We start from the raw sequence: 21,063 nt of genomic DNA, 5'->3' as shown, positions 1-21,063 counted from the left end.
TCAAGCGGCATACTCAACCGCTGCCTGTTCCGCAAGCGTCGTGACGGCCTCGCAGACCTCCTGGCATTCAGCCCGGCTTAACTCGGCGAACATAGGAAGGGAAAGCACTTCCTCGGCCGCCTGCTCTGCATGGGGAAAGTCTCCCTTTACATAGCCCAGGTCGGCATAGGCAGGCAGGAGATGCACGGGAATCGGATAGTGGATGCCGGTCTGTATGCCTTTGGCTTGCAGTGCCTGTTGCCATTCGCTTCGCTTCCGGGTGCGGATTGCATAGATGTGATACACATGCCGGGCATAAGACATGGCCTCCGGCGTCGGCACGCCGCTGCCGGATAACAACTCATTGTAATACGAGGCGATTTCCCGTCTTGCCTCGGTCCATGCGTTTAAGTGGCGCAGCTTGACTCTGAGGACCGCTCCTTGAATGCCCTCCAGTCGAAAGTTGTAGCCTTTGAGCACATGCTGGTATTTCTGCTCTGCCCCCCAATCGCGAAGCATTCGGATGGTACGGGTATATTCGGCATTATTGGTAACCACCATGCCGCCTTCACCATAGGCGCCGAGATTTTTGCCCGGATAGAAACTGAAGCAGCCCATATCGCCCAAGCTGCCGACGCGCCGTCCTTTGTATTCGCTGCCGTGGGCTTGACACGCATCTTCAATCACGGTCAGGCCATGTTGTCTGGCAATGTCCAGAATGGGGTCCATGTCCGCCGGATGACCATACAGGTGCACGGGCACGATGGCTTTGGTCCTGCTGGTGATTGCGCTTTCGATCGCCTTCACGTCCATCGTGAAGGTACGCGGATCGATGTCCACAAACACGGGCTTGGCACCGGTGTAGTGAATCGCCGCCACGGTCGCTACAAATGTGAATGGAACGGTAATCACTTCGTCGCCGGGACCTATTCCGGCCGCGAGAAGGGCAAGGTGCAAGGCGCTGGTCCCGGTGTTCACGCCAATTCCGTATTGGCCCTGACAATAGGCGGAGAACTCCTCTTCAAACGCCGCCACTTCGCTTCCCAGAGTGAACTGGCAGGATTCCAGCACGCCCTGGATGGCGGCGTTAACTTCATCCTTAATCCCGACGTACTGAGCTTTGAGATCGACAAATGGAATCATGCCACTACCCTCCCTTGCCACATGCGCGTTCCGTTGACCTTGACGGATCGGCCACGCTCATTCATCGAGCGGGTCGCGGCCTCAATCAATTCCACCACACGCAGTCCCAGAGAACCGTCGGTCAGCGGCGCTTTGCCGTTTTCGATACAATCGACGAAATGCTCTCCCTCAATACGCAAGGCCTCCGTGGTATCCAGTTGCGGCGCCCACATGTCGCCGGTGCGATAGCCGACCCGCATTTGGTAGATCTTTTGGGGGTCATCGGTGAAGCTGACGCCCTTGTCGTAAACTTTGATCTTTTCGCTCGGCTCCAGATCATCGTAAGTGATCATCTTCTTGCTGCCTCCTACCAGGATCTGACGCACCTTCACCGGCGCCAGCCAGCTTACGTTGCAATGCGCGATCATGCCTGAATCGTAAAATAGTGAGATGTACGCCAGATTCTCGGGCGTACCGGGGAAATGATTAGTCCCGGCGACGGATACTTCCACCGGCTGTTCGCCCAGCAGATAGTCAAGAATGGAAAAGTCATGCACAGCCAGGTCGGAAATCACGCTAACGTCGCGCTGGAACAAGCCGAGATTGACGCGGATCGAGTCGTAGTAATAAACATTGCCAAGATCTTCCGCCTGTATGATTTCCGCCATCTTACGTACCGCTCCCGTATAAACGAAGGTATGATCGACGATCAACACACGCTTCCGCTTTTCGGCTTCATCAACCAGCTTGTGAGCCTGCAACGATGTCTCGGTCATAGGCTTTTCTATCCATAGATGCTTGCCGGCCTTCAGAGCCGCCATCCCCAGTTCGAAATGCGTGCTGACAGGGGTCGCCACCGCGATGGCATCGATGGACGGATCCTCAAGCAGGTCCTGAAAGCGCGTTGTGGTTATCACGCCCGGATAACGTTTCTGAACGGTCTCGAGTCGTTTCTGGTCCAGGTCTGCCACGCCAGCCACCTCAAGTCCCGGTGTTTCGGCAAAATTTCGCACCAGATTGGGGCCCCAGTACCCATAGCCAATAATACCTATTTTAAACATGCCTGCTCTCCTTATTAGATGGAAATAACTGCATTGCTTTCGGTATTGCTAAAAAGTTGATCACTTTGCACAGCGCCAGTAAATCATCAAATCCTGGACACGCGGTGATCCGTAAACAGCCTCAAACTTATATTTTCAATTTCGATTTCTCAGGGGAGAAAGGCCATCGATTTCATCTATGCCGAGGCGCAGCAATAGTTCAGCGGCCTGCATTAATCCCCATAGTTAATGGCCTAGGCCAAACTTGTCACTGTTGCAGCCTCCTTCTCCCGCATGCGCACGTCTCCAACAACCCGCGCGGGAACGCCGGCGACGATTGCATAATCGGGCACATCGCGGGTGACCACAGCGCCTGCCCCAATCAAAGCCCCCTCGCCGATAGTGATGCCGCATAGGATGGTCGCATTGCTGCCGATAGAGGCGCGAGCCTTAACGCGGGTTTTAACGACTTGCCAATCCGCCTCTGTTTGCAGATCGCCTTCGGGGTTGACGGCTTTCGGATAAATATCATTAGTGAACATAACACCATGGCCTACGAAGACCCCATCCTCGATGTCAACGCCTTCGCAAATAAAAGTGTGGCTGGATATTTTGCAGCGAGCTCCCACCGAAGCGCCTTTTTGTATCTCAACGAATGTGCCGATTCTGGAATTTTCGCCAATAATGCAACCGTAGAGATTCACGAGTTCAGGATGGTATATGGCAACCCCTTCACCTAAAATTACATTCTCTTTGATCATTCTTTTTTCCTCTAAGTTAGCTTGTCTTGTTATCTTGAAAACAACTTAAGGATGACACCCTTAATAAGTATTAATAATGTTCGGTTCCTTCACACGCGTGCCCCCGTACAACTTAATACTCAAAACGAGACAGCCATTAGTCAGGCCATGCTTAAATATTTAGCCGATGCACACTTACAAAGAAGCTAATGCGCCATAACAAGTTTATCGGCGATTAAATGCCTTGCGCATTACACGGCGCCTCCGCACTTTAAGACGACCTTTACCGTTTTTAATAAAAGCTTTAAATCAAGTATTAAAGACCAGTTCCGAATATACTGAATGTCGAGCCTCACTGCGTCGTCCCATTCTGTTCTGCTTCGTCCCTGCACCTGCCAGAGTCCGGTGATCCCAGGCTTCATCTCTAATATTCGCCTCAGATGCCATGCCTGGTATTTCTCGGCTTCGTAGGCCAGAGGCGGTCTCGGTCCGACCAGACTCATGTCACCCTTTAACACATTAAAAAACTGCGGCAGCTCATCAATACTGGTTTTCCGGATGAATTTTCCAATTCTGGTTATCCTGGGATCGGATTTAATTTTAAAAAATGGTTTTTCCACATCTCCCTGATTGGCTTTTGCACGATCACCATTGATAAAGTCCCGGATATATTCACGGTGTATTTGATCATCCATATTCACATGCATGGATCGAAATTTGTAAAAAGTGAAAGGGGTTCCCTGTTTACCCAAGCGCACCTGTTTGAAAATAACAGGCCCCGGAGACGTTGCTTTGATAGCCAATGCCGTAATTAACATGACGGGCATAAAAATAAGTATACCGATAATCGAACCTACGATATCGATGCCTCTTTTCAATAACAATTTAAACCATAAAGCACCGGTTGCTTTTTCCAGCTCGAAAGGGAAAGTATCTGAATAAATACATCCATTTTTTGCGAGGCTTTCAAATAGGTGGTCAGGATAAGTCGATATGGTGGAAGAGAATTGCGGATTCTTATTTTCATAAAGCAATTTGTCACAGATTTCCTTCGCTCCTTTCTCGTTCGTGTCGGGGAGAAGTACGCCTAAAGTTCTATGATTGACAAAACCACAAATATCAGTATTTCGTGTTTTTGACCGAACAATATCCAGAATCTTATTCATATTAATGTGTTTATCATCAATCTCTTTATCAAGAGTCAACAATATAATTGATAACGTGGATTTAGACCGCTGTGCCCGGAGCTTCTCAAAGCGCAGCTGCTCAATAAAGCCGGAATCATAAAAAAATTCTTCGAAATTATCCCGATAGTGACTCGGATTATCGATTGGGTCGGGAAATGGCGTTGACTCTACTAATAAATCTTCGCTTTTTTTCATTTTCATCCCCATGCTACTGTCTTGGCGACATATATAAATAATTTCTCTTTCCAAATCCTCATTTATAGAAGTCGGCATAGATCCATCGCTCAAAATGCCCATCAAATAAAATCTATATAAATTTTAAATTGATTAAAACCGCAATTACTTTTCTTTTCGTTCCCTCTATTTTTTTCAAGACATGCGTTGTCACACTGAATCTTGTTTTTAGAATTGCCTACTCAAATAATTTTTTAGCGAGTTGGCTTAATCCAAAGATCGCGTACTGAAATACACGGATGCGAGGAAGCACTTTACGCTTAACGTCTTAAGCGCGTTACCAGATGGTTCTTGCTCCTCAATGTTGCTCAACATATTCCTTGTTTTTACTCAACATCACAACTTGGTACAAACACCTAAGTAGATCTGCATACTGGTTCAGTTGCGGAGATCTAATGCTAAACATCCAGCCGTCCCACCTATGCTACGGATGTCAGAACACTTATCTGATACCCGGATTTTATAGACGCTCGACTAAGCGACTTTTTTTGTTTCAAAAGCTTCCGGAATGAGATAGCTAATTGGGAGTGAAGCCTTTTGCGGTGGTAATACACCTCAAACATTTCCTGGCCGCTTTGGCTCGCCAGCCGTTGCTTCGCATGATTCTGGCCCCTCGATGCCGGCTAGCCGGTACACCTTCTGCCTGGAGTCGTCGAGTGATTCCGGGTCAATCTGGCCGGCTTTTCTCATCATCAAAAATGCGTTTAATGGTTTTAGCCAGCCCTAGATTGGCCTGTTTTCTACCGAAAAGCAGCGGTAATGCATGCGTCCAGTCCTACCATCCGGCGCTACTTCAGCTTTAGCGATTCAATGAACTCCAGTGATAGGGGCGGCAGTTCATCAATGCGGCTGTTCGGCCAGACCGGCAGCTTGGCCGGCGTGTCTTTCAGTCAGGTGGCCGGCGTAATGGGCGCCTAAATTTACGTCTGATTTTTACAATCCACAGGCACAATATTCTTCCAGATTCCGGTAGCTCAGCGGATAAGCCAGGTGCCAACAGACACCCAACAGAATAATGGCTTTTTCGACGCGATGGCCTTTGAAGCCGGTCATGTTCGACCATTGCTGTCTATTGGTCGGAGAGACACCCTACCTGAACCTGGGCCTTCTCAGCTAACGCAACAGAACCCACATATGCACGGCAAGAGGATCAAGGCCAAGGTTCCATCCTTTAGCCTCGATCTTTAGATGGCTTATCTGGAAGCCCTGCTGATGCCGATAGCGCTGCGCAGGTCGGCCAGTGTCGCTACGCGCGGCCCATGCAAGGCTGCAATCTGGTCGACATCCAGCTTCAATTTTCGAATGCTTTCATACAGATTCACCGAATACGGATTCGGCACGGCCGGTGCCGGCGCATTGGCTGCGGCAGGCGTATAAGCATCAGCTTCGATCAGGATTTTTTCGGCGGGCAGATAGACCAGCACAAACGCATCATTGTGGCTGTTGTCGGCGAGCGAATGAATCTCGATGTCGCGTTTGCCGTCTGTCAGGACATGTTTGCCGTTAAAGCTTTCAAAGTTCGCTGTCTTGCCTGATTTGGCCAGGCGGTCGGGGTTGATGCTGTGCGGATTGACCCAGATTTTCTGGTAATAAGCCTGGTTCGGCTGATGCGTGACGATGGTGGCGCCTTCGTCGACAAATGTGCGCAGGCCGCCGGCATGGTCAAAGTGGGCATGCGTATTGATCAGATATTTGATGGGTTTGCCGGGGATGGTTTCCTTCAGTTTGGCAATGACGGCTTGCGAGCGTTCCTCGTTTTGCGGAGCCTCGACCAAGACGATGTGGTCCTTCTGCTCGATCGCGACACTGTGATGGGTGCCGCCGGTAAGATAATAAACGCCATCGGCCAGTTTATTGGCGGCGACGCGGGCTGATGGCGCCCTGGAGGCTTCCTGAGGCACGCTTATGTCCACTTGAGGATTGGCTTTGACGGTTGAAACATTGATGTCCAGCACCGGATAACCGCCCTGATTGCGGACGATATGGCCAGGGAACTGGATACCGCCGAAGTCCTTGTAATCGCTATAGCTGGTTTCCACCAGCGTGTCGCCCAGCACCGGGTTGTCTATCCAGGTTTTTACGCTGGTCAGCTGGTTTTTGGCGTTCAGGGTGCCTACATAGCGGTATTTGCCGCCCAGGGTGAACGAGACTTCGGAGCCGCCGCCGACCGCTTCCGTTCTGGCTTGATGAGCGAGCGCCGCCTTCAGGAATCCTTGCGGGCTGGCCCAGATTTCCGCGCTGCGTTCATGGACGGCCGCCGGTTGGGCGCTAATGGTCGGCACGGGATTGGCCGCGGACGAGGCCAGATTCCAGGCCGTCGTGCCACTGATGAATTGTTCGACTTTCTGCTCGACCGGCACCGGACGATTGCGGCCAGGCTCGATGACCTGGCTGCGGGAAATCTGCACTCGGGCGCTGGCTGTATCGTAATTAATGTCGGCCGTGTAGTTTTTGAGGTGGAATGGCGGCCATGGCAAATCCGGGTTGGGGGCCTGGCCGAATTGATACCAGCGGCCAGTGCCTGAAAACTCGATGGCTCTCAGGTCGCCAACGCCGGCGGTACGGCTCGCCAATTGCAGGCTATGAGGTTGCAGCGAACTGCAGCTGATGGTAGTCAATGCCGCAGCCAGAGCGGCGGCGGTGTGTAGCGATCTGTGCATGTAAACTCCTGTTTAGTGTTCTGTCTTCCTGTTGCAGGCCGATTTCGGCGCTTTTTACCGAAGCCCGGTTTGCAACGGCTGAAAGTTGATGAATGAAGCCCTTGCACCGCAAGACACGTGCCACGCGCCTCGGCAGGGCGAAGGCCGGCTGGCTTGCCGGACGAAATGCGGGTTTGGAGCATCTCGGCGCCGCCGCCAGGACGTGATCGATGTTGCCAGCGCAACAGCATCTGCTGATATACTGTTGCGCTAGACGCAGTTGTTGCGGACGGCGAGTGCAAAAATCCGCGATTGCGGCGATTTGAATGACGGCACGGAATCTGCTGAGCTTTAACCATGACGAATCTGCCTTGACGAACGGTCTGGCGTTGTCGAGAAGAAACCAGGCGGAGAGACCTTTGTGTGTAGAAGTTTATCAATAGGGCGAACTGTTCTTCGATTATCGCCCGGGAATATCACCCTGCATGAATAAATCGCTGTTGGCGCTGCTGTTGCTGTTGCCAATCACCGGTTGCGTGCCCAAGGACTATTTTCGGACCGAGATTGGCGATGCGCCTTGCCTGTCGGTTCCGGGCGAAAATTGCGCCGCGGCCAATCTGGTGGTCGACAGTCAGGACGACTATATCCTGGGGTTTGTCGAGATCGACGATCGCGGCCAGTTTTACGATCAGCGGCAGGCGGACACGTTATTGAAACGGTTGAAGAACGAACGGCAGCCGCAATACGTGGTGATCTATACCCATGGCTGGCATCATAATGCCAGCGCCACTGATAGCAATGTCCGCCGTTTCAGGGAAAGTCTGCGGGATATCAAACAGCGTAATCCGCAATATCAGGTGGTGGGCATTTACGTCGGCTGGCGCGGCGAAACACTGGATCTGCCCTGGCTGAGACTGTTGACGTTCTGGGACAGGAAAGCGGTCAGCGAAACCATAGGCCGCAACCAACTGTTGAATTTTCTGTTACAGGTCGAAACCGTGGTGAAAAGCGATGCCGACCTGCGCAACCGTTTATTGACGATCGGCCATAGTCTGGGCGCTACGGTGATATTCAACGCCTTGCAAAGCGTTTTGCTGGAGCGCCTGACTCACGCGGACGGCGCTCAACCGGCCGGCTTCGGCGATCTGGTGGTGCTGGTCAATCCGGCGTTCGAGGCCAGGCATTTTAGCGGGATTCGTGCAGTCGCGGAAAACTATAAGCGTGAATCCCCGTTCGCGGACCAGTCCAATCCGCTGTTGCTGATCGCTACGTCGGAGGCGGACACCATGACCAAGACCGCGTTTTCCTGGAGCAGAGTCGTGCCGACCCTGTTCGAACCAGGGCAAGATTTGAATCCGGATGCGACGCTGGCGGGCGTTTCCGAATGGGAGTTGGGGACCACCGCCATCGGTCATTTCAAACGGTTCATCACTCATCGGCTGGAGTCAAATAACGCATTTGCTGCCGGCAGGGCGTGTGCATCCGGCCCGGAAAGTTCGGCTTCCGCCGGTCTGCAGCTGCGACATCAGGGTAATTCGTCCGCTCAAGACCCTTACTGGGTGATTCAGGTGGACAAACGCATCATACCCAATCATGGTTTCCTGCGGCAGAAGCCTTTCTGGTGTTTTATCGAACAGACGATGGATCTGGCGACGCACAATCAAGGCTATGCCCGAAATTAAACCGTTGTCTCCCGCGATTACGCAGAAGGGGCTCTTTTCACAATAAGTCATATTAATATCTGATTTATCGTTTAGCGTGTATCGGGCAGTTCATCGCTTCTGCTTCGCCAAAGATGATGTCACCTTGCGGGAAGCCGCGCAAATTCCGGTCATAATACTAAAAATCGCATGATTGGCCGGATGCTTCGGCTGCCCATGCCGGGTTTCCGCTTAAACTCCAACCCGGCCTGCACAGACTGTTGGAGGTTTTTCGTGAAATCCGATTCCATCAAGCCGTCGCGCCGGCGACACTTTAATTAAACCGATCTAAATTCAACTAACTGAGTAACATCAGTTACAGAAAAATCAAGGCTCACAAGATTTCAAGACTTTCCCGCTGGAAATAGAGAAAATTTTATATCATGTTGATAAACATAGATCCCATTGGTCAAAATAATGCAGGAGTTGAAGAGAAAACTATGCGGAGACGCACGATGCAAGAAAACTCATCGATTGGGTTGCCTCGCTCCAGACGGGATGTTTTATATTTTTCGGTTAAATTGACGAGGTGACGGATGCTTGATAAAACTCTGGCGATAATTCTGGCCGGCGGCATGGGTTCGCGACTGCATCCATTGACATCCGATCGGGCCAAACCGGCTGTGCCATTCGGCGGCAATTACCGGATCATCGACTTCACGCTGACAAACTGTCTGCACTCCGGATTGCGGCGTGTGCTGGTGCTGACTCAATACAAATCGCATTCACTGCAAAAACATCTGCGCGACGGCTGGGCCATCTTCAACCCGGAACTCTCCGAATTCATAACGGCCGTGCCGCCCCAGATGCGGACCGGCGAATCCTGGTATTCCGGGACGGCCGACGCCATCCGCCAGAATCTGTACCTGCTCGAGCGCAGCAATGCCGATTATGTGCTGATTCTGTCAGGAGACCACATCTACCGGATGGATTATGCCGCAATGCTCCAGTTTCACCGTGACCAGGGCGCGGGGCTGACGATTGCCTGCATGCCCGTGCCGATTGCCAGCGCCTGCTCTTTCGGCATCATGTCGGTGGAGGACACAAGTCAAATTCGCGAGTTCCACGAGAAGCCGAAAAATCCCAAGCCCCTGCCGAACGATCCTCATCATGCGCTGGCATCCATGGGGATCTATATTTTCAACATGGACCTGCTCTGCCGCGAATTGCATGCCGACCACGCTCTTGCTGCATCAAGCCATGATTTCGGCAAGGATATCATTCCAGGTCTCATCAAGACGCATTGCGTTTACGCTTACCGGTTCGGCGGCGAAACCGGCCGCGTCACGCCGGACCGGTACTGGCGCGATGTCGGCACGATAGATTCGTACTATGCGGCGAATATGGATCTGCTCGCGCCGGTTCCGCCGCTGGACCTGTATCAGCCCGATTGGCCTATCCGCACCTACCACGGACAAAACCCGCCCGCCCGCATGGCCCCGGGACCTCTTGGATGCGAAGGGCAACTGGTCAATTCCCTGCTCGGCAGCGGGACGCTTGTCTCCGGCGGTACGGTCAGACATTCGATCCTGTTCCCTCAAGTCCAGGTGCATGAAAATGCCGTAGTCGAGGATTCGATCCTGTTTGACGGGGTGCATGTCGGCGCCGGTACGCACTTGATGCGCTGCATCGTCGACAAAAATGTGCGGATTCCGTCCGGCGAGCGGATTGGTGTTGACTCCGGCGCCGATGCAACTCGCTTCGTTGTTTCGGAATCCGGCGTCACCGTCGTGCCGAAGGGTTATTGCTTCCCGACTAAGGAATGAGCATGGAATAAATCAGGGAAGTGTTAGGTGCGAAATACCCATAGGGCACAAGTGGATTCGCACCTGCGTGGGAAAATCATCCTTTATAGCGATGGCCCGGCATATGCCGGATAAACGGGTCAATGGCCGGGATCGAAATGCTTAAGCCTTGTTCGTCTTCCAGCCAGCGCCGCAGTTCCTTCAGCGTCATCGACGGGCAGTGCCTGGATGGCCGCTAAATCGAGGAAGTAATATGATTAATGATACCTTCCCGGCGTTAACCAAACTGATCAAGTGCTGCCCTGTTGATTTCCAGATTAACTTCGTTCCGGCCAATTTTCAGCAACCGGATTACGGCTATCGATAAATCCTCCGAGGGATACACAAAATTGACAATCAAACGATTGATTGACATGATATCATTCAATCGTTTGATTTATTTTTTGGCAAGCAATTCACCGAGGCGGCATGGTAAAAAACGAAAACACCGAAACAGAAACTCATGATGCGCGCAGCAGACTCATCACCTCGGCATTACGCCTGTTTGCCGAAAAAGGTTTCGAGGCTGCCACCACCAGGGAAATCTGTGAAGCGGCGGGGGCGAATATTTCGGCCATCCGCTACTACTTTGGCGATAAGGCCGGACTTTATAGTGCCGTGTTCACCGAGCCCATGGGTGAGAAAAAATGCTACATCAATATCGCAACATACCTGGATCTGCCTCTGGCCGAAGCACTTGGCAGGTTTTTCGCGGAATTTCTTGAACCCCTGAAAAAGGGCGAGCAGATCCGGCTGGTGATGAAACTGCACTTCCGGGAAATGATCGAGCCGACCGGGAGCCGGCAACAGGAAATAGATGCCGAACTCAAACCGCAACATGACGCTCTCGTTGCGATTCTCAAACAACATTTGGGCCTGCCGCGCACAGATGCGGATGTCCATCGACTGGCTTTTTCCATCATTGGCATGGCCGTGTATTTTTATGTCGGGCAAGAGGTTGTTTCGGCCATTTCACCGCAAGTGCTGAATACCTCCAAAGCGATTGATGTGCTGGCGGAACGTCTGGCCGGTTACGCCGTGTCGATGGTCGAAGGCGAGGTCCGGCGCCGCGTACAAGAGGCAAGGCATGAGCAATAATAATCCGCGGCCACTGAGTCCGAGTCTTCTGTCTTTGCTGCTTTCCGCGTGCGGCTCCGGCGGTTTGCTGACCACGGTGGGGCCGGATTACCAGACTGCGCCCTTGCCGACGGCGGCCAACTGGCAGGCACCCCAGCCTGATGAGAATAACCTGCCCGTTGCGCACCAGGGCGACCCGATGGACTTAAGCCGGTGGTGGGATCGTTTTCAGGACCCGGTCCTGAATCGCTTTTTAGCAGCAGCCCAACAAGTCAGCGACTCCGTGGCCGATGCCAGAGCACGCATCGAGCAAGCCAGAGCCAACCTCGTCGGCGCCGAGGGCGCGTTGTTGCCCGCTTTAGATTTCAAAACAAGCGCCACACGCTCCTCCGCTTCCTTCGGGGGAACTCCGTTCATATGGAACCAATTCCCGTTCGGGCTGCAATCCAGTTGGGAAATCGATCTTTTCGGCGGCCTGGCGCGCCAGGAGGAGGCGGCTCTCAGTCAGCTGGAATCGAGAAATGCGTCCTGGCACGATGCCCGCGTGGCGGTGGCAGTGGAAGTCGCCAATGCTTATCTGGAGTATCGTTATTGTGAGGCTCAAGTGCAAATACTGAAGGCCGATACCGATTCGCGCCGGGAATCGGCCAGGCTCTCGGAAATCGCAGGCAAAGCGGGATTTCGCGCGCCGGGGGACGTTGCGCTTGCCAATGCCAGCGTCGCCGAAGGCAACAGAACGTTGCTGCAACAACAGGCGCAATGCGAGCGTTCGATAAAAGGTCTAGTCGCAATGACTGCCCTGGAAGAAACGGAAGTGCGTAAATTATTGACCGAAGCGCCGGGCTGGGCAGCAAAGCTGCCCAGCCCGGCGGCATTCCGAATTGATTCCCTGCCCGCTCGTGTATTGCTGCAACGGCCCGACGTGGCCGCCGCCGAGCGCGATGTCGCGGAGGCCAGCGCCAAAATCGGCGTCGAGCAGGCCAAACGGTTTCCGAAGCTGAGCCTGTCCGGAAACATCACGCCAACGTTGCAAAACATGAACGGGGCGGCATTTTTTCTCGCGGAAACCTGGTCAATCGGTCCGACGCTGAGCCTGCCGCTGTTCGATGCGGGCAAGCGGGCTGCCGATGTTGAAGTGGCCCGAATCCAGTATCAGGCCGCCGAAAGTAAATTTCGCAGCAAGGTGCGCACAGCGGTAAAAGAAGTAGAGGATGCCCTGGTGCGTTTGAACAGCGTCGTCGAGCGTCTGCCGCAGTCCCACAAAGCCGTCTCCGGTTATCGAACAAATTTTCTGGCTGTCCAGCAGCTTTACCAAACCGGCTTAGGCAGCCTGATCGATGTCGAAACGGCCCGGCGCAACGTCCTGTCCGCTGAAATGGCCGTGAAAGAACTGGAGCAGGAACAGGTGAGCGCCTGGATTGCCCTCTACCGCGCGGCCGGCGGTAGCTGGGATGAACCGGGACATACCCGGAAAGTTGACGCGGCGGCGTCTCCTGCTCCGGGCGACGGCAAATCCGAGAAAACAGATCAATTTTTAAATCATCAAGGCGATTTCACCGGAGGAAAATCATGACAAAAGGAAAAATAGGCGCTCTTCTGACAGCCTTAAGCGTGCTGATCGGCTTTGGTATTATTGCCGGATGCAGCAACGAGCCTGCCGCCGCCAACACATCTTCCGCACCCAAGCCTGCGCTCAATGTTTCGGCAATCCAGCCTGTCATGCGCGATATTCCTATGACACTGACTGCCAACGGTTCGATAGCGGCATGGCAGGAGGCCATTATTGGCGCTGAAGTAAGCGACCTGCGTTTGACCGAGGTAAATGTGCAGGTGGGCGAAGCAGTAAGAAAAGGGCAGGTTCTCGCAGTTTTTTCTGACGAAAGCGTTTTGGCGGATGTCGCCCAAAGCCGGGCGGCGCTAGCCGAAGCCGAGGCAAATTTGGCCGATGCGCGAGATAACGCCGAACGGGCAAAACAGATTTCGGATTCCGGGGCACTAAGCAGCCAGCAAGTGAACCAATATCTCACCGGCGAAAAGACCGCCAGGGCCAAAATGCAGTCAGCCAAAGCGCAGTTGGATTCGCAGTTGCTGCGGCTGAAATATACGCGGGTGTTAGCCAGCGACGATGGCGTTATCTCTTCCCGTAGCGCCACCTTGGGGGCGGTCGCTGCAAAGGGACAGGAATTGTTTCGCATGGTCCGGCAAAACCGGCTGGAATGGCGGGGCGAAGTCACTGCCGCCGAAATGGCGCAACTCAGGCCCGGCATCACTGTCAGCGTCGAGGTGCCCAATGTCGGCAGCATCAAGGGCAAGATTCGCTCACTGGCGCCGACCCTGGATGTCAAGAGCCGCAATGGTCTGGTCTATGTGGATTTACCCGACGCTGCACAACATGGTCTACGCGCGGGGATGTTCGCCCGGGGTGAATTCGAAATCGGCATCAACACCGGTCTCCTTGTTCCTCAGGATGCGATTTCCCTGCGGGAAGGCTTCAGCTATGTATTCAAACTGGGCGAGCAAAACGGCGAACTGACTAAAGTGACTCAGGTCAAGGTGCAGTTGGGTCGAAGAACCGGTGATAGCCTGGAAATACGCTCGGGACTTCAGCCGGATGATCGCCTGGTAGCCAGCGGCGCCTCCTTCCTGGCCGATGGCGATGTTGTGCGGATGGTGCAGCAGGATACTGTGCGGGCGATGCGGCAATGAACGTCTCTGCCTGGTGTATCCGCAACCCCATTCCGGCGATGATGCTGTTTGTAATGCTGAGCTTCGGAGGGATGTTGAGCTTTCAGTCGATGAAGGTTCAGAATTTCCCGGACCTGGACTTGCCAACCGTGACGGTCTCGGCCTCCCTGCCCGGCGCCTCGCCCTCCCAGCTGGAAACCGAGGTGGCGCGTAAAATCGAAAACGCTATCGCCACCTTGCAGGGCCTAAAACACATCACCACTAAAGTGCAGGACGGCAGCGTCACTATTACTGCCGAATTCCGTCTGGAAAAACCCGTGCAGGAAGCTTTGGACGATGTGCGCTCCGCTGTTTCCAAAGTGCGCGCCGACCTGCCCGGCGATTTGCGCGACCCGGTCGTTACCAAGCTGGATTTGGCCGGTTCCCCGATTCTGGCGTTTACTGTCGCTTCCGCCCAGCGCGATGACGAAGCGCTCTCCTGGTTTGTGGAAGACACGGTTGCCAAAAAGTTGCTCAGTGTGCGCGGCGTGGGCGCGGTTAACCGGGTTGGCGGCGCCAGCCGGGAAGTCACCATTGCCCTGGACCCGGTCAAACTGCAATCATTGGGCGCGACGGCTGCCGATATTTCCCGCCAGCTGCGCGAGATACAAAGAGAAAGTGCCGGCGGCCGTACCAATCTGGGCAGCGGCGAGCAGCCAGTGCGCACCTTGGCCAATGTTGCGTCGGTGGACGAAATGCGGCCGCTGCAACTCTCTCTGGCAGACGGCCGCAGTATTCGGCTCGACCAGGTCGCCACGATTGAAGACACTGTGGCTGAACCCCGGTCGCAGGCTTTGCTTAACGGCAAACCCGTGGTGGGTTTTGAAGTCACGCGCAGCCGGGGCGCCAGCGACGTGGAGGTAGGCGCGGGCGTGCAAAAAGCGTTGGCGGAATTACGGCTTTCCAACCCGGATATAGAATTTACTGAAGCGTTCAATTTCGTCACCCCGGTCCAAGAAGAATTCCAGGGTTCCATGATCATGCTCTACGAGGGCGCCTTGCTGGCCGTATTGGTCGTATGGCTGTTTTTAAAGGATTGGCGGGCGACTTTCATCTCCGCCGTAGCCCTGCCGCTGTCGATAATTCCGGCCTTTTGGGGCATGGAGTATTTCGGTTTTTCCCTGAACGGGATCACATTGCTGTCGTTATCGCTGGTGGTCGGCATTCTGGTGGACGACGCCATCGTCGAAGTGGAAAACATCGTGCGCCACTTGCGTATGGGCAAAACGCCCTATCAGGCGGCCATGCAGGCGGCGGATGAAATCGGCCTGGCGGTGGTTGCCACCACGTTCGCACTGGTCGCGGTATTTCTGCCCACGGCCTTCATGAGCGGTGTTGCCGGGCGCTTCTTCAAGCAATTCGGCTGGACAGCGGCGCTGGCTGTGCTGGCTTCGCTGGTAGTGGCCCGAATGTTGACGCCGATGATGGCCGCTTATATGTTGAAAGGTAGCAGCCACTCCGAGCCACCGGAAGGGCGCATCATGCAAAACTATATGAAACTGGCGGCCTGGTGCTTGAAACATCGCCTGACCACGGTAGCCGCGGCGGCGGCTTTTTTCATCGGCTCTCTGTTTCTGATTCCGTTGCTGCCCACGGGGTTCATCCCGCCGGATGACAATCCGCAGACCCAGGTTTTCGTCGAGTTATCGCCCGGCGCGACCCTTGTCCAGACCATGGCTTCGGCGGAAACCGCCCGTCAACTGGTGGCGAACGTGCCTTATGTGAAATCGGTTTACACCACCATCGGCGGCGGTTCAGCCGGCAGCGATCCTTTTGCCGCTTCGCAAGGCAGCGAAGTGCGCAAAGCCACCTTGACGATTCTGCTGGCTAATCGACAGGACAGACCCGTGCGCAAGCAAGTCATCGAGCAGGACATCCGGCAGGCGCTGCAAAGTCTGCCCGGCGTGCGCACCAAAGTAGGCCTGGGCGGGTCGGGCGAGAAATACATTCTGGTGCTGAGCGGCGATGATCCGCAGGCCTTAAGCACTGCGGCCCGTAACGTGGAACGAGATCTTCGCACCATCCCCGGCCTCGGCAGCATCGCCTCCAGCGCCGCGCTGGTGAGGCCGGAAATCGCGGTACGCATGGATTTTGACCGTGCAGCCGATCTGGGCGTCACCACCGCGGCTATCGCGGAAACGCTGCGCATTGCCACATTAGGCGATTACGATTGGTCTTTGCCCAAGCTCAATCTCGCCCAACGCCAGGTGCCGGTGGTGGTGAGGCTGGCCGCGGATGGACGAAGCGACCTTTCGGTACTGGAACGGCTAGCTGTGCCATCAGGCAAGGCAGGCTCGGGATCGGTGATGGTGAATCAGGTGGCCGATCTGGAGCTATCCAGTGGACCTGCGGTTATTGATCGTTATGATCGCTCGCGCAATATCAATTTTGAAGTCGAACTCTCCGGCTTGCCTCTGGGAGAAGTGACGGAGGCCGTGCAGAACTTGCCGAGCATTCGCAATCTGCCCGCCGGGGTAAGGCAGATCAATATTGGTGATGCTGAAATGATGGCCGAGCTTTTCGCGAGCTTTGGCCTCGCCATGCTCACTGGTGTGTTGTGTATATTCATCGTGCTGATACTGCTGTTCAAAGAGTTCCTGCAACCGATCACCATCCTGGCTGCGCTGCCGCTTTCTTTCGGCGGCGGCTTTGTGGCGCTGCTATTGGCCGGTAAAGCCTTTTCCATGCCGTCCCTGATCGGGTTGATCATGCTGATGGGCATTGCCACCAAGAATTCCATCTTGCTGGTCGAGTATGCCATCGTTGCGCGGCGGGATCATGGCATGTCCCAAGCGGATGCCCTGCTCGATGCCTGCCGGAAGCGTGCCCGCCCTATCGTCATGACCACCATCGCGATGGGTGCCGGCATGCTGCCGATTGCGATTGGCGCGGGAGGTTCGGACGTATCCTTCCGCAGCCCGATGGCGATCGCCGTGATTGGCGGACTGGTGACCTCCACCTTTCTCAGTTTGTTGGTGATTCCGGTAGCGTATACCTATCTGGATGATTTCAATAACTGGATCAAGTCGCTTTGGCCGCGCCATGTAGCCGCCAAAGCATCCGATGCGGGATAGGGATTGTCAAGTTGATGGGATAGATCCAACACTCGTGTCGCCAGCCGTCATTTCGATCACAATGCTGATTTGCCAGTAATTGCGGGCGAAACTTTAAATATGCGTCGCGAAAGGAACGAAACAGCCGGGTGGTTTTTTTGTCGCTGGCTGATTTTCTTGCCAGTGCCCGGGCGATTTTGGCGTCTATCAAGGCAAGCTGGCTATCGACATACTGTAAGCAGCGGGTGTTGGTTGTTTCGGATATGCTGGCCAGTGCCTGCAAAGCGAGAATAATGGAAAAAGACAGTAGTTCGTCATTGGCTGGAATGCGGTTATCTTGCGCCGAATTGCCCAGTAGTTCTCGTTGTAGCCGGGAAAAAACCGTATTTCCCCACCATTGCTTATCTTGACGTAATGCCTCACGGCGTTTGCTCAAGGCATTTTCAAAGTCATCGCTGACTATTTGTCGCTGTTTAATCACTACCGGAAATTCAACATGTTTCCCTGCAACAATACAGTCAGCGTCAAACCGCCTGTTGAGCAGCACGATATGCTGCAATGGATCGGGGTAAAGCGCATCAAAAGGCACCATGCCACACATGGCGGGTTTATGACGATCATGAATGGTGCAGCGGTTATCGGCGCCCAATGCCGGGCATTGGTTGCTGGATGTCCTCGCCGGTAAGCGTGTAATGGGTGTTGGCCGCGATAAGTTGTTCGCCCTGTTTGTGGCGGTTGACGCGTCGCAGGCGTTGCAATGGAAGGATACGGTGTCACAGTCGGCGGTCACGATCAATTGTCAGGGATAAGCAAGTGCCGTGTAAAAGTGCTAGCGCTCCCGCTGCACGGTACGGAAGCCGATATGGGCTATCGGCAAGTTTGCCTCATGGGCTTCCCTTGCCGATGGCCGATAGCGCACACAAAAATCACGTCCGCACAGATGCGAGCCCCCTTTAACGACCATCGGCTGCATCGGGCTGACGTCGGTGACGACAAACAGTGGCGGGGCGGGAGAGTGATGCGAGGCCGTGTAAATATCCCTGGTTTGTTCCCAGGCGTTGCCGATCATGTCGTAAAGCTTGGCGGCGTTAGCGGGATAACAACCCACGGGCGCCAGGCCAACATGGCCGTCTTCGTTGCTGTTGTGCCGCGGAAACTGGCCTTGCCAAAAATTGGCTAGCGGTTTCCCATGGCCGTCGCGGGGTTCTTGCTCCAGCTTGCTACCCTGGTTACCCAGCTTGGCAGCGTATTCCCATTCCGCTTCCGTGGGTAAGTCGCTCCCCAACCAGCGGGCATAGGCTTGCGCATCAAGCAAGGTAACCAACGTCACCGGGTAATTGGCCGGTGCAAGGCGTTCGCCGCCATCGGGATGCCGCCAATTGGCCCCTTTTTGATAACGCCACCACGGATAAGGGCTCTAACTGTTTAGTCCCACGATGTGCTGGTGTAAAGTATAGCCAGCTACAACGGGAGGAACTATGGGACAAGTTTTACACGGATGCGCCCGCACGACAGAGGCGGTGCGTCGAGCGATACAACATAGTCAAGAGAGCCTGAACAAACTGGCGGCTCGACACGGGATCAACCCGAAAACGGTTGCCAAATGGCGCAAGCGGCAAACGGTTCAAGATGCCCCGATGGGTCCCAAAGAGGTTCGCTCAACAGTTCTGACAAAAGAGGAGGAAGCCGCCTGCGTCGCCTTTCGGCAGCATACTCTCCTGTCTTTAGACGACTGCCTTTACAGTTTACAAGCCAGCATTCCTCATCTGACACGGTCATCTCTACATCGTTGTTACCAGCGGCATGGGATAAGTCGCCTACCGGATACAAAAGACGCCACAGATAAAAAGAAATTCAAAGACTATCCGATCGGCTACTTTCATATCGATATCGCCGAAGTGCGCACTGAGGAGGGCAAGCTCTACATGTTTGTTGCCATTGATCGTACGTCCAAGTTTGTCTTCGTACAACTTCACGAGACGGCAACCCGTCAAATTGCGGGAAACTTTCTGCAAGAGCTTATCATCGCCGTTCCTTACAAAATCCACACCATTCTCACCGACAACGGAACGCACTTCACCACACCGGGCAATCGGCATTCCACTGCAAAAGATCTCAAAGAGGCTTTGGAGGCCGGGCATATCTTCCGTGCACATGCCTTTGAACTGGCTTGCGCTAAGAACGATATTGATCACCGGCTGACAAAACCTAAGTATCCATGGACAAACGGCCAAGTCGAACGCATGAATCGAACGCTCAAAGAGGCGACTGTAAAACAGTATCACTACGGCTCACATGATCAACTCAAGCAACATCTGCACGCGTTCGTTATGGCTTACAACTTCGCCAAGCGGCTCAAAATGCTCAAAGGGCTGACACCCTACGAATACATCTGTCAGATCTGGACAAAAGACCCTGATCGCTTCAGAATCGACCCCATCCTGCACATCGTGGGACTAAACATCTAGCGCCAAAATAGCCAGATGACCAAAAGTTAATCTGCCGAGGTTCTGCCGCAAAATTTAAACGAATGTAGATAAAACAGGTTTCTCCGCATGCTCGTCAAGCAAGCTTGCCTGCTGTGGCTGGAGTGCCGGCAGGTTTCCTACATGCCATCGCTTTTTAGATCATGATTCTCCGGCCGGTTCTCGCTGATGAGAATATCGTCTCCACGACCCGAATATCGCGCAGCCCTTCCTCGCCAGGCACCAGCAGAGGTTGACTGTGTAAAATAGCGAATGCATCGTCATCCATTTGCCTGGCTTGCTGACTGCCCAGGAAGGCGTCTAATGTCTTGCCATCGCTGGTTGATCCACGGACGCCGCTATACGTCTGAAAGGGTTCCAGTTGATACCAGCCTTTTTCGCAGTCCACGTGCAGGGAATTCATGCTCCTAGCGAAGCTTGTCTCGCAATGCGCCTTGATGCCGCCTGGGAACTCGAGGTCGAATGTCATCGTTTCGTCCACATCCTTGAAAATTTCCGGGCGGTCCGTCGACTGCCGGGCGATCACCGCGATCGGCTCTTCACCACTGCAATAGCGCGCGGCCTGTAGCGGATAAACCCCCATGTCATACATGGCGCCTCCACCCATGCTCTTTTTCTGCCGCCAGTGGTCGGTTCGGTTGTAGTAGAATCCGGCGGCGGCCGATATCGCTTTGAGCGGACCATAGGCTCTCTCCTTGCCGAAGCGGATTACTGACTGGGTATTGGGCTCATGCTGCATGCGATAGCCGATCGCCAGCTTGACCTTGTTATCCCGACAGGCCTTGAGCATCGCTTCACACTCCTTGACCGTCATGGCCATGGGCTTTTCGCACCAGACATGCTTTCCGGCGTTGGCGACGCGGATGGCGTACTCCGCATGCATGGCATTGGGCAGCACGATATAGACGACATCGATATCCGGGTTATCGGCGATCCGATCCATCGATTGATAGTCATAAATATTCCGCTCAGGAATGCCATAGCGCCGTTGCCAATGCTCGACTTTGGCCGGTGTCCCAGTGACAATTCCGGCAAGATAACAGTACTTCGTTCGCTGCAAGGCCGGGGCCAGAAGGTGGGTGCTGTAGCGGCCCAGCCCCACCAAGGCGACGCCCAGACGCTCCCTGGCAGGCCGGGCAAGGATATTGAATGGCGGAAGCGCCAGAGCACTGGCGCCCAAAATCACTTGCTTGATGAATCTTCGACGTGCAGAAGTTTGTTGTTTCATAGAGTCCTCGAAAAATGAAGCGGCACACACGCACACATGTAGATTTTGTCTAAGGAACTGCTAATAACGG

At 54.2% G+C, this 21,063-nt stretch carries 16 protein-coding genes and 1 pseudogene; 9 read left to right on the top strand and 8 right to left on the bottom strand.

Going from position 1 to position 21,063, the window contains the following annotated elements; all coding sequences use genetic code 11:
* From METLU_RS0106120 to METLU_RS0106105, 4 genes are all read right to left on the bottom strand, one after another.
* The gene (locus METLU_RS0106120; protein WP_027157457.1) at positions 1-1,122 is read right to left on the bottom strand and encodes a DegT/DnrJ/EryC1/StrS family aminotransferase; all 1,122 of its coding nucleotides are present in this window, start codon (positions 1,120-1,122) and stop codon (positions 1-3) included.
* A complete protein-coding gene (locus METLU_RS0106115) occupies positions 1,119-2,162 on the bottom strand; it encodes a Gfo/Idh/MocA family protein (protein ID WP_027157456.1) in 1,044 nt (347 codons plus the stop codon). Before METLU_RS0106115 ends, METLU_RS0106120 begins: the two co-directional genes overlap by 4 nt.
* A gap of 233 nt (positions 2,163-2,395) precedes the next feature.
* Positions 2,396-2,902: an acyltransferase gene (locus tag METLU_RS0106110; RefSeq protein WP_027157455.1), complete on the bottom strand. Its 507-nt coding sequence runs from the start codon at positions 2,900-2,902 to the stop codon at positions 2,396-2,398.
* Between the two features lie 230 nt (positions 2,903-3,132).
* Positions 3,133-4,263, bottom strand: a complete 1,131-nt coding sequence (locus METLU_RS0106105) for an exopolysaccharide biosynthesis polyprenyl glycosylphosphotransferase (protein WP_036243550.1) — start codon at positions 4,261-4,263, stop codon at positions 3,133-3,135.
* Positions 4,264-5,061: 798 nt separating this feature from the next.
* Between METLU_RS0106105 and METLU_RS27795 the strand changes: the two genes are divergently transcribed.
* The gene (locus METLU_RS27795; RefSeq protein ID WP_155920467.1) at positions 5,062-5,220 is read left to right on the top strand and encodes a hypothetical protein; all 159 of its coding nucleotides are present in this window, start codon (positions 5,062-5,064) and stop codon (positions 5,218-5,220) included.
* 275 nt (positions 5,221-5,495) lie between these two features.
* Here the strand turns inward: METLU_RS27795 and METLU_RS0106090 are convergent, their stop codons facing one another.
* Positions 5,496-6,962 (bottom strand): MBL fold metallo-hydrolase, encoded by a 1,467-nt coding sequence (locus METLU_RS0106090; RefSeq protein ID WP_027157453.1) that lies wholly within the window; start codon positions 6,960-6,962, stop codon positions 5,496-5,498.
* Positions 6,963-7,426: 464 nt separating this feature from the next.
* Between METLU_RS0106090 and METLU_RS24615 the strand changes: the two genes are divergently transcribed.
* The 6 genes from METLU_RS24615 (at position 7,427) to METLU_RS0106045 (ending at position 17,300) form a co-directional block, all read left to right on the top strand.
* The gene (locus METLU_RS24615) at positions 7,427-8,623 is read left to right on the top strand and encodes an alpha/beta hydrolase family protein (RefSeq protein ID WP_051299796.1); all 1,197 of its coding nucleotides are present in this window, start codon (positions 7,427-7,429) and stop codon (positions 8,621-8,623) included.
* Positions 8,624-9,177: 554 nt separating this feature from the next.
* The gene (glgC, locus tag METLU_RS0106075; protein ID WP_027157452.1) at positions 9,178-10,407 is read left to right on the top strand and encodes a glucose-1-phosphate adenylyltransferase; all 1,230 of its coding nucleotides are present in this window, start codon (positions 9,178-9,180) and stop codon (positions 10,405-10,407) included.
* A 447-nt stretch (positions 10,408-10,854) separates the two neighbouring features.
* Positions 10,855-11,523 carry a CerR family C-terminal domain-containing protein gene (locus tag METLU_RS0106060; protein WP_027157451.1) on the top strand — a complete coding sequence of 223 codons (669 nt, stop codon included), beginning with the start codon at positions 10,855-10,857 and terminating at the stop codon, positions 11,521-11,523.
* Entirely contained in the window at positions 11,513-13,075 is a 1,563-nt protein-coding gene (locus METLU_RS24610) for an efflux transporter outer membrane subunit (RefSeq protein ID WP_051299795.1), read from the top strand. Before METLU_RS0106060 ends, METLU_RS24610 begins: the two co-directional genes overlap by 11 nt.
* Positions 13,072-14,208 carry an efflux RND transporter periplasmic adaptor subunit gene (locus METLU_RS0106050; protein ID WP_027157450.1) on the top strand — a complete coding sequence of 379 codons (1,137 nt, stop codon included), beginning with the start codon at positions 13,072-13,074 and terminating at the stop codon, positions 14,206-14,208. The genes METLU_RS24610 and METLU_RS0106050 overlap by 4 nt, the downstream gene beginning before the upstream one ends.
* Complete coding sequence (locus METLU_RS0106045) at positions 14,205-17,300, top strand: efflux RND transporter permease subunit (protein WP_027157449.1); 3,096 nt, start codon at positions 14,205-14,207, stop codon at positions 17,298-17,300. Before METLU_RS0106050 ends, METLU_RS0106045 begins: the two co-directional genes overlap by 4 nt.
* Here the strand turns inward: METLU_RS0106045 and METLU_RS0106040 are convergent.
* The gene (locus METLU_RS0106040) at positions 17,248-17,871 is read right to left on the bottom strand and encodes a hypothetical protein (RefSeq protein WP_027157448.1); all 624 of its coding nucleotides are present in this window, start codon (positions 17,869-17,871) and stop codon (positions 17,248-17,250) included. The genes METLU_RS0106045 and METLU_RS0106040 overlap by 53 nt on opposite strands.
* A 31-nt stretch (positions 17,872-17,902) precedes the next feature.
* On the opposite strand from METLU_RS0106040, the gene METLU_RS28280 reads away from it, so the two are divergent.
* Positions 17,903-18,088 (top strand): hypothetical protein, encoded by a 186-nt coding sequence (locus METLU_RS28280; protein ID WP_027157447.1) that lies wholly within the window; start codon positions 17,903-17,905, stop codon positions 18,086-18,088.
* 20 nt (positions 18,089-18,108) lie between these two features.
* Here METLU_RS28280 and METLU_RS24605 read toward each other — a convergent pair.
* Positions 18,109-18,678: pseudogene (locus METLU_RS24605) on the bottom strand (SUMF1/EgtB/PvdO family nonheme iron enzyme); the annotation flags it as partial.
* A 79-nt stretch (positions 18,679-18,757) separates the two neighbouring features.
* Between METLU_RS24605 and METLU_RS0106025 the strand changes: the two are divergent.
* Positions 18,758-19,747 carry an IS481 family transposase gene (locus tag METLU_RS0106025; RefSeq protein ID WP_027157446.1) on the top strand — a complete coding sequence of 330 codons (990 nt, stop codon included), beginning with the start codon at positions 18,758-18,760 and terminating at the stop codon, positions 19,745-19,747.
* A gap of 154 nt (positions 19,748-19,901) precedes the next feature.
* Here the strand turns inward: METLU_RS0106025 and METLU_RS0106020 are convergent, their stop codons facing one another.
* The gene (locus METLU_RS0106020; protein ID WP_027157445.1) at positions 19,902-20,993 is read right to left on the bottom strand and encodes a Gfo/Idh/MocA family protein; all 1,092 of its coding nucleotides are present in this window, start codon (positions 20,991-20,993) and stop codon (positions 19,902-19,904) included.
* Between the last annotated feature and the right edge of the window lie 70 nt (positions 20,994-21,063).

Origin of the sequence: Methylobacter luteus IMV-B-3098, assembly GCF_000427625.1 — a bacterium.
Classification (GTDB): Bacteria; Pseudomonadota; Gammaproteobacteria; order Methylococcales; family Methylomonadaceae; genus Methylobacter; species Methylobacter luteus.
The sequence above is the reverse complement of the archived record's forward strand: the minus strand, read 5'-3'. Positions and strand labels throughout refer to the sequence as shown.